The 14,618-nt window shown below is 41.7% G+C and carries 20 protein-coding genes; all 20 read right to left on the reverse strand.

The features are described from left to right. Positions 1-30: 30 nt before the first annotated feature. The 20 genes from E7A03_RS06685 to pduB (E7A03_RS06780) all read right to left on the reverse strand — a co-directional run bounded on the left by E7A03_RS06685 (position 31) and on the right by pduB (E7A03_RS06780) (position 14,208). Complete coding sequence (locus E7A03_RS06685; protein ID WP_024066335.1) at positions 31-297, reverse strand: EutN/CcmL family microcompartment protein; 267 nt, start codon at positions 295-297, stop codon at positions 31-33. Next, positions 284-775: a PduM family microcompartment protein gene (pduM, locus tag E7A03_RS06690; RefSeq protein WP_215675838.1), complete on the reverse strand. Its 492-nt coding sequence runs from the start codon at positions 773-775 to the stop codon at positions 284-286. Before pduM ends, E7A03_RS06685 begins: the two co-directional genes overlap by 14 nt. A 1-nt stretch (position 776) precedes the next feature. Further along, the gene (gene eutJ / locus E7A03_RS06695) at positions 777-1,613 is read right to left on the reverse strand and encodes an ethanolamine utilization protein EutJ (protein ID WP_105089781.1); all 837 of its coding nucleotides are present in this window, start codon (positions 1,611-1,613) and stop codon (positions 777-779) included. A gap of 13 nt (positions 1,614-1,626) precedes the next feature. Further along, positions 1,627-2,247: a phosphate propanoyltransferase gene (pduL, locus tag E7A03_RS06700; protein ID WP_278457240.1), complete on the reverse strand. Its 621-nt coding sequence runs from the start codon at positions 2,245-2,247 to the stop codon at positions 1,627-1,629. Between the two features lie 6 nt (positions 2,248-2,253). Beyond that, the gene (gene pduA, locus E7A03_RS06705) at positions 2,254-2,529 is read right to left on the reverse strand and encodes a propanediol utilization microcompartment protein PduA (protein ID WP_005385294.1); all 276 of its coding nucleotides are present in this window, start codon (positions 2,527-2,529) and stop codon (positions 2,254-2,256) included. A gap of 36 nt (positions 2,530-2,565) precedes the next feature. Next, positions 2,566-3,096: a BMC domain-containing protein gene (locus tag E7A03_RS06710; RefSeq protein WP_278457242.1), complete on the reverse strand. Its 531-nt coding sequence runs from the start codon at positions 3,094-3,096 to the stop codon at positions 2,566-2,568. Between the two features lie 66 nt (positions 3,097-3,162). Beyond that, a complete protein-coding gene (locus tag E7A03_RS06715) occupies positions 3,163-3,342 on the reverse strand; it encodes a hypothetical protein (RefSeq protein ID WP_215675849.1) in 180 nt (59 codons plus the stop codon). A 92-nt stretch (positions 3,343-3,434) separates the two neighbouring features. Beyond that, positions 3,435-4,277 carry a propanediol utilization microcompartment protein PduB gene (gene pduB / locus E7A03_RS06720; protein ID WP_278457243.1) on the reverse strand — a complete coding sequence of 281 codons (843 nt, stop codon included), beginning with the start codon at positions 4,275-4,277 and terminating at the stop codon, positions 3,435-3,437. Between the two features lie 2 nt (positions 4,278-4,279). After that, entirely contained in the window at positions 4,280-4,561 is a 282-nt protein-coding gene (gene pduA, locus E7A03_RS06725; RefSeq protein WP_005385289.1) for a propanediol utilization microcompartment protein PduA, read from the reverse strand. A 44-nt stretch (positions 4,562-4,605) separates the two neighbouring features. Continuing rightward, positions 4,606-5,613 carry a nicotinate-nucleotide--dimethylbenzimidazole phosphoribosyltransferase gene (locus E7A03_RS06730; RefSeq protein ID WP_287509360.1) on the reverse strand — a complete coding sequence of 336 codons (1,008 nt, stop codon included), beginning with the start codon at positions 5,611-5,613 and terminating at the stop codon, positions 4,606-4,608. Between the two features lie 18 nt (positions 5,614-5,631). After that, the gene (locus tag E7A03_RS06735) at positions 5,632-6,072 is read right to left on the reverse strand and encodes a EutP/PduV family microcompartment system protein (protein WP_278457245.1); all 441 of its coding nucleotides are present in this window, start codon (positions 6,070-6,072) and stop codon (positions 5,632-5,634) included. Positions 6,073-6,085: 13 nt separating this feature from the next. Continuing rightward, positions 6,086-6,448, reverse strand: a complete 363-nt coding sequence (locus E7A03_RS06740; protein WP_316059603.1) for a BMC domain-containing protein — start codon at positions 6,446-6,448, stop codon at positions 6,086-6,088. 85 nt (positions 6,449-6,533) lie between these two features. Beyond that, entirely contained in the window at positions 6,534-7,256 is a 723-nt protein-coding gene (locus E7A03_RS06745; protein ID WP_278457246.1) for an MIP/aquaporin family protein, read from the reverse strand. An 18-nt stretch (positions 7,257-7,274) separates the two neighbouring features. Beyond that, entirely contained in the window at positions 7,275-8,321 is a 1,047-nt protein-coding gene (locus tag E7A03_RS06750; RefSeq protein WP_119562569.1) for a cob(I)yrinic acid a,c-diamide adenosyltransferase, read from the reverse strand. 27 nt (positions 8,322-8,348) lie between these two features. Beyond that, positions 8,349-8,720, reverse strand: a complete 372-nt coding sequence (locus tag E7A03_RS06755; protein ID WP_316073898.1) for a glycerol dehydratase reactivase beta/small subunit family protein — start codon at positions 8,718-8,720, stop codon at positions 8,349-8,351. Beyond that, positions 8,720-10,546: a diol dehydratase reactivase subunit alpha gene (locus E7A03_RS06760; protein WP_119562571.1), complete on the reverse strand. Its 1,827-nt coding sequence runs from the start codon at positions 10,544-10,546 to the stop codon at positions 8,720-8,722. Before E7A03_RS06760 ends, E7A03_RS06755 begins: the two co-directional genes overlap by 1 nt. 18 nt (positions 10,547-10,564) lie before the next feature. Further along, complete coding sequence (locus E7A03_RS06765) at positions 10,565-11,104, reverse strand: diol dehydratase small subunit (RefSeq protein ID WP_278457249.1); 540 nt, start codon at positions 11,102-11,104, stop codon at positions 10,565-10,567. 11 nt (positions 11,105-11,115) lie between these two features. Beyond that, on the reverse strand, positions 11,116-11,811 hold the full coding sequence (locus E7A03_RS06770) for a propanediol/glycerol family dehydratase medium subunit (protein WP_316073899.1): 696 nt from the start codon (positions 11,809-11,811) through the stop codon (positions 11,116-11,118). A 12-nt stretch (positions 11,812-11,823) separates the two neighbouring features. Continuing rightward, the gene (locus tag E7A03_RS06775; protein ID WP_119562574.1) at positions 11,824-13,485 is read right to left on the reverse strand and encodes a propanediol/glycerol family dehydratase large subunit; all 1,662 of its coding nucleotides are present in this window, start codon (positions 13,483-13,485) and stop codon (positions 11,824-11,826) included. A 21-nt stretch (positions 13,486-13,506) separates the two neighbouring features. Then, positions 13,507-14,208, reverse strand: a complete 702-nt coding sequence (pduB, locus tag E7A03_RS06780) for a propanediol utilization microcompartment protein PduB (protein WP_038124004.1) — start codon at positions 14,206-14,208, stop codon at positions 13,507-13,509. Positions 14,209-14,618 lie beyond the last annotated feature (410 nt).

The following is a 14,618-nucleotide window of genomic DNA, read 5'->3' on the forward strand; positions in this document are numbered from 1 at the left end:
TAACTCTGGCACCAGCTATTTCCTATACAATTATTTTTCAAAACTATCAATAATACCCACAATAGCACAATCTACTGCGGTGCCTTTATCATCTTCGAAAATATGCCGTGCCGATGAGCCTCGAGTTAGAAGCACATATTCACCTTCACCAGCACATACTGTATCGACGGCGATTTCTATGCGCCCCGTCAACTCTTGTTCTCCATCGAGAATATCTACCATCATCAGTTTCATTCCCTTTAGAGATTCATGCTTTTGAGTAGATACGATACTACCCACTACTTTACCGACTTGCATACTTCTCGTTCCCTTCAATTATTGTGATACGTAAGCGCTCAATTTCATCTCGAGCAGCCATGGTAAACCGTTGCCCCCTATATATGACGATAATAGACTGACTTTCACAAGATCTTACAAAAGAGACCGTTATCCAGCCTTGATGGCTGGCATATATAGGACGACCAAATTTATCTAGAAATTTGATAGGCCAATCTAGAATAACTGATGGATTCATCAATGAGGTTACAGGGACTGCGAGGCGTATTGTCACCTCACAGTCATAAGCTAATGCACGGTGCAAACAGGCTACCCAAGGCACCAATGTATCGCTCATTAACTCTCGTATATGAGCATAATCTATACCAGCAAAAGAAATGAGTTGATTCTGCAACAATATATGTTCATCATAGCTATTGCATTCTGTGACCATAAACGTAGCAGTGGATGTCATCCGCTTTTCTAGGCGTTCTAGCACCAGTTTAACTAATGCATCCATATTAATGCTCACTTCCCATGGCAATTCCTAAGGGCGTTACAAATTCTGGATATAGCGGCTTATCTACGGGTAATCCTATATATTGACTGAAAGTTTTTGTAAACTCCTCAAAATTAGAAGCACCACCTACAACAACAATAGGAGTCCCTTTTTCATAACCACCCTCTTGTAACGCACGCTTAGAAATAGCTGCCATTTTTTCAACAACAGGCCGTATGGTTGCATATACATCGCGTTTATTTGCTTCATTCCGCTTATAAGCCTCCGCTTCAGGGATAGAGATTCCATAGGCCCCGCTAATAACAAGGTTCATATGGGTACCCCCTGTAGGCTCATCTACGGTATATACAACTCGGCCATCCTTTAAAATGCTTATGCCTGTAGTACCACCACCGACGTCGATAACAGCGCCATCGGTGATGCCTAGCACATTAGCAGCAGCGGTAGGTTCGTCTAAAATACAAGTTACTTCAAAACCGGCGCTTTCTAGAACGTGACCTACTACATCTTTATTCTTGCCTATCGTTCCAGGTGGAACAGCTGCTGCGGCATATACAAGTTCTGTGCCTAAGGCTGCCTCTGCCTTAGCCTTTAACGCTCGCGTAATTGTAACAGCTCCCACATAGTCAACTACAAGGCCGTCTCGAATAGATTCATTGTATTCAAAGGCGCCATATATAGGTTTACCTTTGTCGTTAACTACGGATAAGACAATAGATGATGTACCAAGGTCAATACCTACACGCAAATTCTTTTGATTATGAGAGCTCACTTGTTTGGACTCTACGAGATCAGAGAACTCTTGCAATGTATTATTTGCCTTTTTCAAACCCTTCATCGTATCACCTACTTTACTGTACAATTCTCGCCATCACTGTACCTTGTACATTGGCAGCATTTGCCTCATCTGTATCAATATGGAGTTCTAGGACAAAACCAGGTACGGCTCGAACTATGACATCACCAAATACAGTGGTGCGTTCTGGCGTTTGAAGTTCAACATTAACGCTATCACCGTCGTTTACATGGAACCGTTTTGCATCATCCGGCGACATGTGAATATGTCTCTTTGCAACAATACAAATAGGTTTTGTTATTTCCCCGTTTTCAGTACATAGAGTAATCTCTACGGCTGATTCTAAATGACCAGATAGCACAATAGGAGGCTTTATGCCTAATGTACGAGCATCGGTCAACGATACCTCCACTTGTGACTGTTTTCTAAGAGGACCTAGTACGCGGACATTTTGAATGACCCCTTTAGGCCCCACCAAAGTAACGGTTTGTTCTGAAGCAAACTCTCCAGTTTGTTTTAAGTCACTTTTCTTAGTAATAGCCTGATTCGGGAATAATACATCCCAGTCCGCCTGACATAGATGGACATGTCTATTGCTCACACCTACGGGAATGGACGATTCGAATATGGCTTCGATCACTTCTCGTACGATAGCACGAATCTGTTCCCAATCCATAAGCTATTATCCTTTCTTAGGTAAGATTAATTCTACGTCGCTATGAGGGCGTGGAATTACATGAGTAGATACTACTTCGCCCACTTTTTGTGCTGCTGCACAGCCTGCATCAACCGCTGCTTTTACAGCGCCTACATCACCGCGAACCATTACAGTTACAAGACCGGAACCGATTTTTTCAGTACCTTCTAATGTAACGTTAGCTGCTTTTACCATTGCGTCAGCCGCTTCAATTGCGCCTACTAAACCTTTTGTTTCTACCATGCCTAATGCGTTATTCATGATAATCTCCTTTATTATTTACTAATTTTTACTACTTTATTTCTTTTTAGAGTTTTTCTTTGGTGTTGTTTTCTTTGTACCTGTGGACTTAGAACTTTTCGGTTCTATGATAGTAGATACAATTTCATCTAACACTTCAACAACCTTTTCATCTAATTGGGGTTTCTCTGTTTTAGAAGTTGTAACTTCAGCTTTGACTGGTTCAGTTTCTATAACTTTTTTAGTTTCTTGAACACCAGCACTCGCCTTAGTTAACTGTGTCTCATCAGAAACCTTAGCAGGCTTATCTGTAAAATCATCATTAAAGGATTCTACTAAACCTTCTGCAGGTCTTGGAATTACCTTATGAGCTACATACAGGTTCATTCCTTTTGTAAGAGCCACACCAGTCTGAACAGCCGCTTCCACAGCTACTACATCACCGGCAACCTTTACTGTCATCCAGCCAAGGCCTCTCGCCTTTTCTATTCCTATCAACCGTACATTTGCAGCTTTAACCATTGCATCTGATGCGGTGATAGCCCCCAGTAAACCAGCTACTTCTAGTAACCCTAGTGAATCTTTCACTATGCCACCTCCCGACGTCTATTTCTGTTGATGATTCGCACACAGGATTCATGCATTCCTATAACGTTAGCTACGTTGCATATCTACTAACATTTGACGAATCAAATCTTTTAACTCTGGTTCTTGAGATTCTATTTTAGGTTCTTCTTTCGGGGTCGCCTGAACAGGCTCATCCTTGAGCATACCTACTTCATCTATTATATCCATAATGATAGCCCGTAACATTTGTTCATTTAGTTCTGCCATTATGAATCCTCCTATTCACATTGTGAAAGTATCATCTATTGCGACGTGATAATGATATGTAATGAATATATGGCTCTTTGAACTAACTTTCATTAAATAATGTAAGCATTACCTTTATTCTTAGGTCTTTCTCCCATGGTTTCTAATAATGCTAAACCTACATCACGTGCTGCTTTAACAGCTTGTTTAACAGCGCCAGAATCACCAGACATTAGTAAAACAACTTCATTTGACATATCTGAGCTCGATGGAGACTGATAATCTACCACATCTACATTTGCTGATTTAACTGCTGTATCCGCCATAACTACACCAATAGCTGCTGGGGCCCCAACGATCAAGCCAAAGGCTTTACCTTCTGGTGTTCCAAAGGCAGTCACTAATGCTTCTCCTGCGCGAGCTGTATATTGAACCTCCACATGACCAGCTTCGTTCATATATACCTCGCCGAAGGTACGTTCTAATTCACGCAATGCTACTTCTACAGAACGTCTTACATCAGATACATCATCGCCGCCAAATATGATAAGGGAACCAGAACCGGCGCCACCTTTCATATCACGGGCAAGTTCAATGCTAACAATCTCAGTATTCGTTGCTTTTACAGCTTCGTCAGCGGCCATGATTTGTGGCCCTGCACCTGTACGTGAACCTAAAATACCGATGGATTGATATGACTTAGTGAGCTGCATAGCTTCCAATACTTGACTGTCTACATTGGCAATAACGAGACCAATTGTATCGCCTGTTGTAGTGCTACCTACATGTTCAGTAATCATAGAAGTTTGTAATTGACTTACAGTAGGTGAACTTACAGGTGACGAAGCACATGATGCATTACCTGTTGCGCCTATTGCTTTACTTAAGTCAGTACCATCGATACGCATCAACACGCGTTTTAAAATCTCATCTACCATACTTTTAGTATCGGCCATAATTATTCACCCTTTGTTGGTAAAATACCTTCTACATCTTTATGTGGTCTTGGAATTACATGAGTAGAGATAACAATGCCTACGCGTTCAGCAGCAGCTGCACCTGCATCTACAGCAGCTTTTACAGCACCTACATCACCACGAACCATAACAGTAACGAGACCAGAGCCAATTTTTTCATTGCCCACGAGTTCCACATTAGCTGCTTTAAGCATTGCATCAGCTGCTTCAATAGCGCCTACTAGACCCTTAGTTTCCACCATACCTAATGCTTCTTGTGTCATCTGTTTTCTCTCCTTTTACAAAATATAGAATAATGATTACAAATTTATTTTTCTAATAGTTCCACCATAGTCCCTATATTCATAAAGGCAAAGTGAGCGGTTTTAAGCAACTGTACCATAAGTACAGCTCCTGTACCTTCACCTAATGCCATTTGTCCATGGATTGGAACTTCATCAAGACGAATATTTGCATAAGCCAATGCTGCGGCCATTCCTACCTCGCGAGAATAATGAGATGGAATACCGTATAATGGAGCTTCTCCATTCATTTGAGTAGCACAAGCCATGGCAACTGCTGTAATATATCCATCGATTACAAATGGAATATGTAGGTCTGTACAAGCTACCATAGCGCCTGTAATAGCGGCTATATCAAAGCCACCTACGCGGCTAATTACTTCTTTTGGACTATTTAAGTGCCCCTTATGATGAGATAGCGCAGTCCGTACAAACTCACGTTTTTGATTCATGTACGCTTCGTCTTCAGGACCGGATCCAGGACCTACGGTTATACGTGGGTCTAGCTTTGTAAGACCACTCAAGACCGCTGCTGACGTAGTCGTGTTACCAACACCCATTTCTCCGAAGGAAAATAGATTAATTCCCGATTCTGCATAGTAGACAACGCGGTTATATCCCGCTTGGTACGCTAAATCAAATTCTCCAGCGCTCATAGCAGCACCGTCTAATATATTCTTTGTGCCTTGAGCAACCTTTCGATCGACCCCAATACCTTGTGGGCAAGCAATACCTACATCTACCACTTCATAAGGAATATGGTTAAAGATACAATAATTAGCAACTGCACTTTTACCATCAATCATATTCTGAGACTGTTTACGAGTAATCTCATAGTTATAACCGATTAAACCATCTACGGAAATGCCATTATCTGCAGAAAAAATAATATGCTGAGTATGAATCTCAGGTTTCATATCCTGCCAAGCAAGACACATTTTTTTGAAATATCGTTCCCATAAACCCAAGCTTTTTGGAATGATCGCCTTATTTAAAATAAATTGATTAAGTTGTTCTTCAAAACCTTTGTCCATGGAAAAACCTTCTTTCAACTAACCGTATATGTAGTTACATAATTGTTTTAACGACTCTTCATCGTGAACTGATATTTCAAAAATCTTAGTGGCTCCTGCTAGTTTAAGATTGCGTCGAGGCGCCTCTATATCTTTACCCGTATCCACCTTTGATACAACACCTATAACCTCGCGGTTTAAGGAGTTACCAAAGCTTGGTGGGAATATGGTTGTTTCATCACCGGCTGGGATCATGAAAATCACTAAATCCGCATCATAGGCGTGCAAGATAATGCCTCGATAGTAATTAGGATTTTCCATGTATTCTCCTGGGGTATCGATGAAGTTTCCCACGCGCGTTATAGCTTGTGTCTTATGATACGTAGCCGAACCATGGGTAATCGTATCTGCTAATGTAGTCTTACCACATCCGCTCCGCCCTACTAGAAGGATATGCTTTTCTTTCTTTTCAGTGCTCATACTTACCCTTTCATTAGGATCTTGTTAAATCCGTTGGGAAGAATCCTAAAATGCGGTGCAGACCTTCAATAACACTGCGCAATGCAGATTCAACAGCAGATACATCACCAGTTATGAGAAGTGCCCCCGAAAATCTATCGATGAACCCGATTTCGATATCACCGGATTTACTTGCAATATCGGCTGCAATAATGGTCCCTTCGCCAGGTGTTATGGTAAGAATCCCAATAGCATTGCGACCTTTTTCCTCAAGCCCCATTTTTCTAAATAAATCTGGCTTAGGATTGGCAATAACATGGGCTATCGTAACCTGCTTTCCGGGTACAAATTCTTGTATGATGCGCTGTTTCGCATCAATTACCTCTTGAAAGGCCATATAATCTCCTCCTAATTCAAAACTGTTAATTCAACATTTACAACTAGATTCCGTATTATTAACTTTATCCTTCATGGTCCACGATTTAAGGTGCCACTAGTTTGAAGAATAATACGGCTAATCCGGCACCAATCAATGGTCCAATAAATGGTACCCATGCATATTGCCAATTAGCTGTTCCCTTATTAGGAATCGGTAAAATAAAGTACGCTAAGCGTGGACCAAAGTCACGTGCTGGATTTAACGCATACCCAGTAGTTGCACCAAAGGACATACCAATAGATGCTACTAAGATACCGATGACCATAGGTGCCAATCCATCAGCCATCTTACCTAAGCAGAGAATAGCTAGCATAAACATAAAGGTAGCTATAATTTCGGATATCAAATTGAAAGGTTTATTATCGATTGCTGGACCTGTTGCAAAAATTCCTACGCAGTTCCCTTCGTCAGGACCTGTTACTTTAAAGTGTGGATAATAGAATAGTGCAGCAATGGCAGCACCTGTAAAACCACCTGCAATTTGCGCTATAGACATTGGAATGACTTGATCCCAAGGGAATATACCAGCTACAGCAAGGGCAAAGGTAACTGCTGGATTCAAATGGCCAGGGCCACCAAGTGTAATACCTACGTATACACCAAAGGCTACGGCAAAGGCCCATCCAAAGATAATGTGTAACCAGTTAGTTCCAAAAATACTAACGATGGTTTTCTTTAATAGAATTGATGCATTTGTACTATTACCAAATGCAATTAGAACGGCAGTACCAACAAACTCACTAATATACATTTGCGTTACGTCCATTGTTTTCACCTCATAAATCTACATAGATTGTAATGCGTGAGATGCAATGTCCATATCCTGTGCCACGGTACCACCGCTAATGCCAAGTCCTCCCACAATCTTGCCATTGATGATGATTGGATATCCTCCACCAAAGGTGCAAATTTTACGGTTTACCATGGATTCTATGTTGAATAGATCGCCATCAGGCTGTGCGCTTGGATGTATTTGATGAGTTGCTGATTTAAGCGCCACTGCGGTATACGCCTTTGCCTGTGCGATGTCGTTACTGATGAGCAATGCATCTGACATACGTTGGAAATACATTAATACACCGTTTGCATCTACTATAGATACAACGATAGGTACGCCTATGGACTGAGCATAGTCCATTGCCGCTTGAGAAAGCTTCGTCATAATATGTTCTAACTCTGTTCCAGTTGTCATATCATAAACTCCAGTTTCAGCAGTATGCTCTATATTGCCTATGCCTTGATTCTTGTCTGTTCGTATTTTCGCAGGACTAGTTGCCACACGTTCTACAACGCGTTCTACAATTGTTTCTACAAATTGTACATAGTCTTCCATGCGAGCCATGATATATAGAGCATCAGATAGTCGATTAATAAATTTACGAACCTCATCGCGAATTGGTTCTACCTCACCTAAACTAATGAGTAATCGTTCACCGCGACGACAGACTGTGCGAGCCACATGTAGCTCTGCAGCAGATAGATAATTTCCGCTTAATATAAAGCTATGTTGCTGCGGCAATCGCTTTGTATAGTCATCGATCAAACGTTCCAAATCGCTTATATCTTGTTGTGAAATCAAATTGCTACTTTCACTAAGATTTTCTACATGAGGCGTTGCTACCTCCGCACATAAGCGGAAGAGCTGATGTTGTAATGTGTGAAGCACATGTTTATTGTCTGGTGAGACGACTAATTTCTCACATACACTAACCTGTGCATTTAATTCATCAAAGGTTCCATATGTGTTCACACGAAGTGAATTTTTAGGTACCCGTGTGCCATCAAAAAGGGCCGTTGTACCTGCATCACCGGTTTTCGTATAAATAGCCATATGCACCACCTCTCAAGTTAGTTGTATTTAAAAGGCCTCTTCCAATCGTTCATCAGAAACGAAAGGATTTCCTTTTACAAGGCGAGCTGCATTGACACCTAAGGTGCGTAAGCTATCTGGATATTGACTGTAACCACTAAGTCGGTAGATAAATTGATGGGCTGGTATATTTTTATAGGTCAATACAATAGCCTGTTCATCAACGCCTATACCTACAGATAAAGCGGAATTACGAGATGCCAGATCGGCCAATGCCATATGCGTACCACTATGGGACTCAATGACAACTGGTAGACCTTCCTCTTCAATACCATGTAGAACGGGTTTTAGTACATCCTCACTGATATGCTGTGTAGCATACAGCAAAATAGTTGGCTTGCTGATGATACTTTGGTCCATCATAGGCCTCCCTTCTGTGCATAGGATAATACCAAGCCTGTTGCTACCGCATTTCGTGCCCCTTCAACGCCTCGAATATTGCCTCGACCTGCTACTAATGCATATTGTGAAAGTGCATCGGTTACGAGTTGAGGAATTTCAAAGTCTAATGCAGAGCCACCTACGATAACTACGAATGGTATATCTCGCACATTATGAGTAGGACTAACAGATGCCAAAGCACGGAGAGAATTTGTTACAAATACCCGTTTCTTTGCCGTTTGACGGACACGCTTAATTGTTTCTAGAGGGATATCTCGTTCTACAGGAACGAGCCCATCAGGCGTAACGATAACAACGCGACCAAACAATGCTGCAGAAAGTGGTTCATTAAAGAACTGCACCGTTCCGTCTTCGTGACGAATGTGATATACACTGAGTACTTGAGCCAATGGATCTCGTTTAATAGCTTCTGCAATATGCATATCCTCTAAACCAAGTTCGGAGTTAATTAGCATTGTTACCATATTTCCTGCTCCCGCAAGATGAATGGCCTTAATTTTTCCTTCTTGATTGATGATAGATGCATCGGTAGAGCCTGCTCCTAAATCGAGTATGGCCATTGGTTTTGCTATCCCTGGTGTAGTCAAAGCGCCTAAGATAGCTGATTCAGCCTCTTCACCGCCGATTTCAACAGGAACGCCTAGTTCTTTTTCTACCTGCTTTGCAATGATTTCCATTTGTAGATGATCTGACTTAACCATAGAGGCAATGCCTACAGCCTGTTCCATAGAGAACTCACCTGCAAGACCGCCTTTCACATTAATAGGAACAGCCACATCTACAGCTAGTAAATCTTGAATATATACATCTTGAGGTGATTTATTCGTCAATTGCGCCATTGTGAGGCGAACCTTTTCAAGCATGCCACCTACATTCGTACCTGCTTCCCCGCTGATATCCTCAATAGAATGAACGGATTCAAGGGTTTCCATTATTTTCTCTGCCCCTGCAGATACATCGACGGATACAGTTCGGTCATTTCCCATAACAATGATGGATCCTGCCGGTATTACCCGTTCTTTAACGTCCCCTTCAGGTGTTTTAATAACTACTGCAGAGCGATTCCCGATGAGGGCCCTAGCAATTGGTACAATATTCTTTGTTTCCTCTGGTGAAAGCTCAAATACAGTGGCAATACCATAAGGATTAGATAATTGTGATACCACTTGCCCCGGTTCTACAACCTCTACCGCGGAAAGCATTTCCATTGGGATTTTATCGATATACGCAACCTCGTCTACGATAGGAATTTTATGATCTAGTCGATTATTGACGAGTACCCCATCATCGGCTTGAAGGATAGCAGCGCGAATATCATAACCGCGTTGACAGTAGGCATTGATAAGCTGTGCTACCAATTCAAAATCGATAATTTTAGGAGCTACCACGATGTATGGTTTATCTTGCGGCTTGTCGATAAGTTGTTCAATAGGAACCGTATAGCCTACGCCAAGGCCTAAACCACCTGGTGTTTTAGGATTGTGACCTATCATGGTCGATTCTGTAATTATGGTTTCAGTAATCGTTTCCATAGCCACATCGCCAATAACTGGTGTAGCCTCATTAATGCGAACTAAGTCAATGTCTCGTAGTGTAAGATTAGCAGACTTGATTAGCGACTTGAGGGCATCCATGAGCCCCACGATATTTTCGCGCGTTCCTTTAATACCAGTGGTGCTGGCAATAGCAGAAGATAAGAACTTTACCTCTCCATTGCTATGAATTTCGGCTAAGGCCGCTTCTGTTGTAGAGTTTCCGATATCGATGCCAACAATTCGTTTCATAATGACATCTCCTATAGGTTAATTATCACCTTTCAGTTTTTTACGACGTTCATAGTTCTCTGCTGCTTCACGTACAAAGTTTGCACAAATCGGAGCTCCTAAACCATCAAGCTCACTAGCAATATCTAATAATTCTTGTTTAGAAGAACGATATGGACGAAGTGCATTATACATTTCAAGCAAGCGTTTATCGCTAACTTTCGTCATTTCTGCAGCGCGGGAGAAGTTGAGTTCAATTTGATCACGGCCCCCAGCCTTAGCGATTTGACCTTGAGCTTTCAAAATAGATGGAGAAATTTTTAAATCATCCATTGTGATGTGACCTGCCATTACGTTATCCATCGTAATATGGCTCAAATCACGACCTTGACCTAAATCAATCCATTCAGGATGTTTTTTAGCAATCGGATAATCTTCGATTGTAGCCACTCTATCTACAACGGCTGTTCTATTAAGTGTAGATGATGTATGAGGCGTAGAGTAATGTGTAGTATTCCTCTTTGCCCCTTCTATTTCAGATACAATCTGCCGAATTAAGGCTTCTAATTCGTTAGTCATAGTAAACCTCCTTATACAGTGACACGAACTTCATCAGCTGGCTTACCTTTTACTACATGCTTAGTTTCCTTGATGTGAAGCAACGCAGACAATGCTTGGTATTTTGGACGAGCCATTTGATCGTTCAATGTTGGTACTGGTGTTGGGGATTCGCCCTTAGCGTATTTAGCAGCATTTTTACCTATGGCGCGGTATGTTTCAGCTGTTAATAGCGGTGCTTGAGGGAATAATTCCAAGTTTGAAAGTGGTTGTAAGTCCCGTTGGTGAATCAAGGTTGTCCCTTTAGATTGAATACCGATACATACACCGGATCCAGAAATAGAATCACCTTCAACGGCTACAGCTGCTACGTCAGAGGAACGGTATACGCGGATCACACGAGCTTTTAAGCCTTCTTCTTCGATACCAGCTACTAATTGACGAATCACCTCCTGATGCGGTACACCAACGATAGTTTGTCGTTGACTACGACCAAAGGCAGGGCCTACAGCGATGACTACTTCATCCGCGCTTGTGCCAGGTTGTGCAGGTCCACCAGTTTGGAGCCAGCTATCATCACCAGTTGGGTCTTCATGTCGAGGAGCCGCACTTGGTGTTGTACTTTCACCAACACTAGCCTTGAATTGTGGTGCCTCATGAACACCACCCATTTCTTGTAAAACATCTAGGATAATAGAGCGTAATACATCTCTGTTAATTTCAGCCATCATGACACCTCCTTATATATCCCGTGGATCAATGGCGTTTGGAATATCTTTAATACGTTCCCAATCTTCACCTTCCACACGATACCCTGTGCCAACACCTTGATAGTCATTTCTATTGTTAATCGCGGAGATAACGTTGAAATCACGGTCAAAGATGGCCGATGTTTGTAAGTAATCGCCGGAGATTTTTTGTTTTAATAGGTTCAAAATACTTTGTGCTACATCTTGATGACCTTCTTTAGCTAAGCCTTTTACGAAGTCAACGCCTGTAACACCACGGTTTAACAAGTCTTGTGCGGCTTTAATATCTGCCACCTTATCGCGAGGAGGCATATCTTTAGATCCATTCGCATATGTAGCAGCCTCTACCTCTTGATCTGTAATTGGAGGCAAACCTAAGGCTTTGAACAAAGCTTGTAATGCACGAGCCGCTTTATTACGAACCGCTACAACTTCTTCTTCGCGAGCAGGAATAAGACCGCCATTTACCTTGAGGTCACGTTGGATAACTGTCCAGTCATCATAGTCCTCTGCATCCCAGTTGGAACCAGCGAACATGTTGTCATAGTTTGGTGTAGAACTATAACCGGAGCAAATAAAGTCAGTACCAGGTGCAAATTGCATTAATGTACGGGCTGTTCTACGCAAGTCAGAGTGACTGAATGTTTGGTCATTACTAGATGCACATTCAAGGTCAAGCATAGCAGCTACGAGGTTTTCTGCTAATACAGCACGAATACCAGAAGGCACAGCTGCAGGAATACCGATACAGCTTACAGAACCATTTTGGATACCTTGTACGCCAGCGCCTTTTGTAATGTATAGGCAACGGATTTCAAGGTACAACATAGATTTACCTTCTGCTTGGCCCATTTGTACTTCAGAACCGGTACCAGAAGTAAAGCGCATTTTAAGACCACGAGATGCATAAGCTGATGCGAGGAATCCTTTAGACCAAGGTGTGTCATCACCATCGGTAAATACGTCTTCTGTACCATATACGGAAATAGTTTCTGCATAAGCTGTGAAACCACGCATACCAAGTTCTAACTCTGTTGCTTCTTCCAAGGAGCATTGAGTCAATACGCCTGGACGACCACATTGAGAGCCTACGAGTAAGCTGATCGCATTAAGTGGTGCATAACGAGCAACCGCTACTGTTGTTTCTTCTTCTGCAAACCCACGAAGTGCACCTTCCGCAGCATCTGCTGCGATTTGTACTGGGTTATCGTTTACGTTCGTTACATGGGCTTGGTTAGCCATTGTGCGACGAGCGCGCATTTTTTGCATACATTGCATCATTTCAACAACGTTCATGCAAGAAACAACTTCCAACATTTTTGCGGGAGTAATCGATTTACAAATCTTAACGATTTCTTCACGAGGTACTGAAGGGGTAAGCATCATATTAGCAATCTCTTTTGAGTCTTTTGCCATTGCTTGTTGAGCACCATCGAGAACGATACCGTAATTTGCAATAAATGTATCGATAAGGTCAAAATCTTCACGGCGTTTACCATCGAGTTCAACGATACGGCCACCTTCGATTTTGAGGCTAGGTTTTGGATCTTGAGGGGATTCCATGGCTATAAAACCTTCCTCTACCCATTCCTTTACATAACCATCCTGATTAACAGGACGTTGACTTAAGACTTCGAAACGTTTTGATTTCATAGGGCATACCATCCTTTCAGATTAGATATAGGAAGGGGCTCCGTTCACTGGTTCGTCACCCATCGTACCAAGCAATTGTTTACCTACTTCACGAGCAGAGATAACTGCTTGTCGTACAGCCCCAGAATCGCCAGAAATCTGTAAAATAACTTCGTTAGAATTACTTGTACCTGCAGAAGGAGATGCATAACCAATTACATCAACGTTCGCAGATTTAACAGCTACATCGGCCATAACTACGCCAATCGCTGCTGGAGCACCTACAATAAGGCCAAAGGCTTTACCTTCAGGAGCACCAAATGCTGCATTTACCGCATGACTAGCGCGTGCTGTATATTGAAGTTCAATATGTCCAGCATCGTTTGCGTATACATCGCCAAAGGTGCGTTCCACTTCAGCTAATGCTACTTCAATAGCTCGTTTTACATCGGATACATCATCGCCACCAAAGATAATTAATGAGCCATGGCCTGCGCCACCTTTAGTATCACGAGGTAATTCAATGCTAACGATTTCTGTATTTGTTGCTTTTACTGCTTCGTCAGCTGCCATAATGTGTGGTCCTGCACCAGTACGAGCGCCTAAAATACCGATAGAACGATATTTTTTCTTTAATTTCATCGCATCTAATACTTGTTGATCTACGTTAGCAATTACGAGACCTATAGTATCACCAGTTTTGCTAGTTCCTACAAATTCAGTTAATCCACATGTTGTCGCCATAATACCCTCCATACGTACAATGAAAGTATCTATGTACAGGAATTATGCTGCGTTATACCATTTTATATTTTTTATCATTTCTTTAACCATTCATATGTATGCAACACTACATCCTGTACACCATATATTGCTATAGAGCATGCCTTGCTATTCAGTCACAACCCATTGGACTCAATCCTTTCTAAACATAAGTAATATAAGACTTTTATCTATCTTTATTATAAAAATTATTAAATACAACTTTTTTATGTATATTCGTAAAATGCGATTTTTCTATTACTAAAATACGACAATCCTGTTATACTTATACATATAAAAGCCAGAAATAACGTAATTTTATATGTATATGAATTTTAGGTGGTATGTCACTTTTCTCTTTTCTCAGGTTTAGAGCCGACCCTTTAGCTAGA

Origin of the sequence: Veillonella parvula, assembly GCF_032472435.1 — a bacterium.
Classification (GTDB): Bacteria; Bacillota; Negativicutes; order Veillonellales; family Veillonellaceae; genus Veillonella; species Veillonella parvula_N.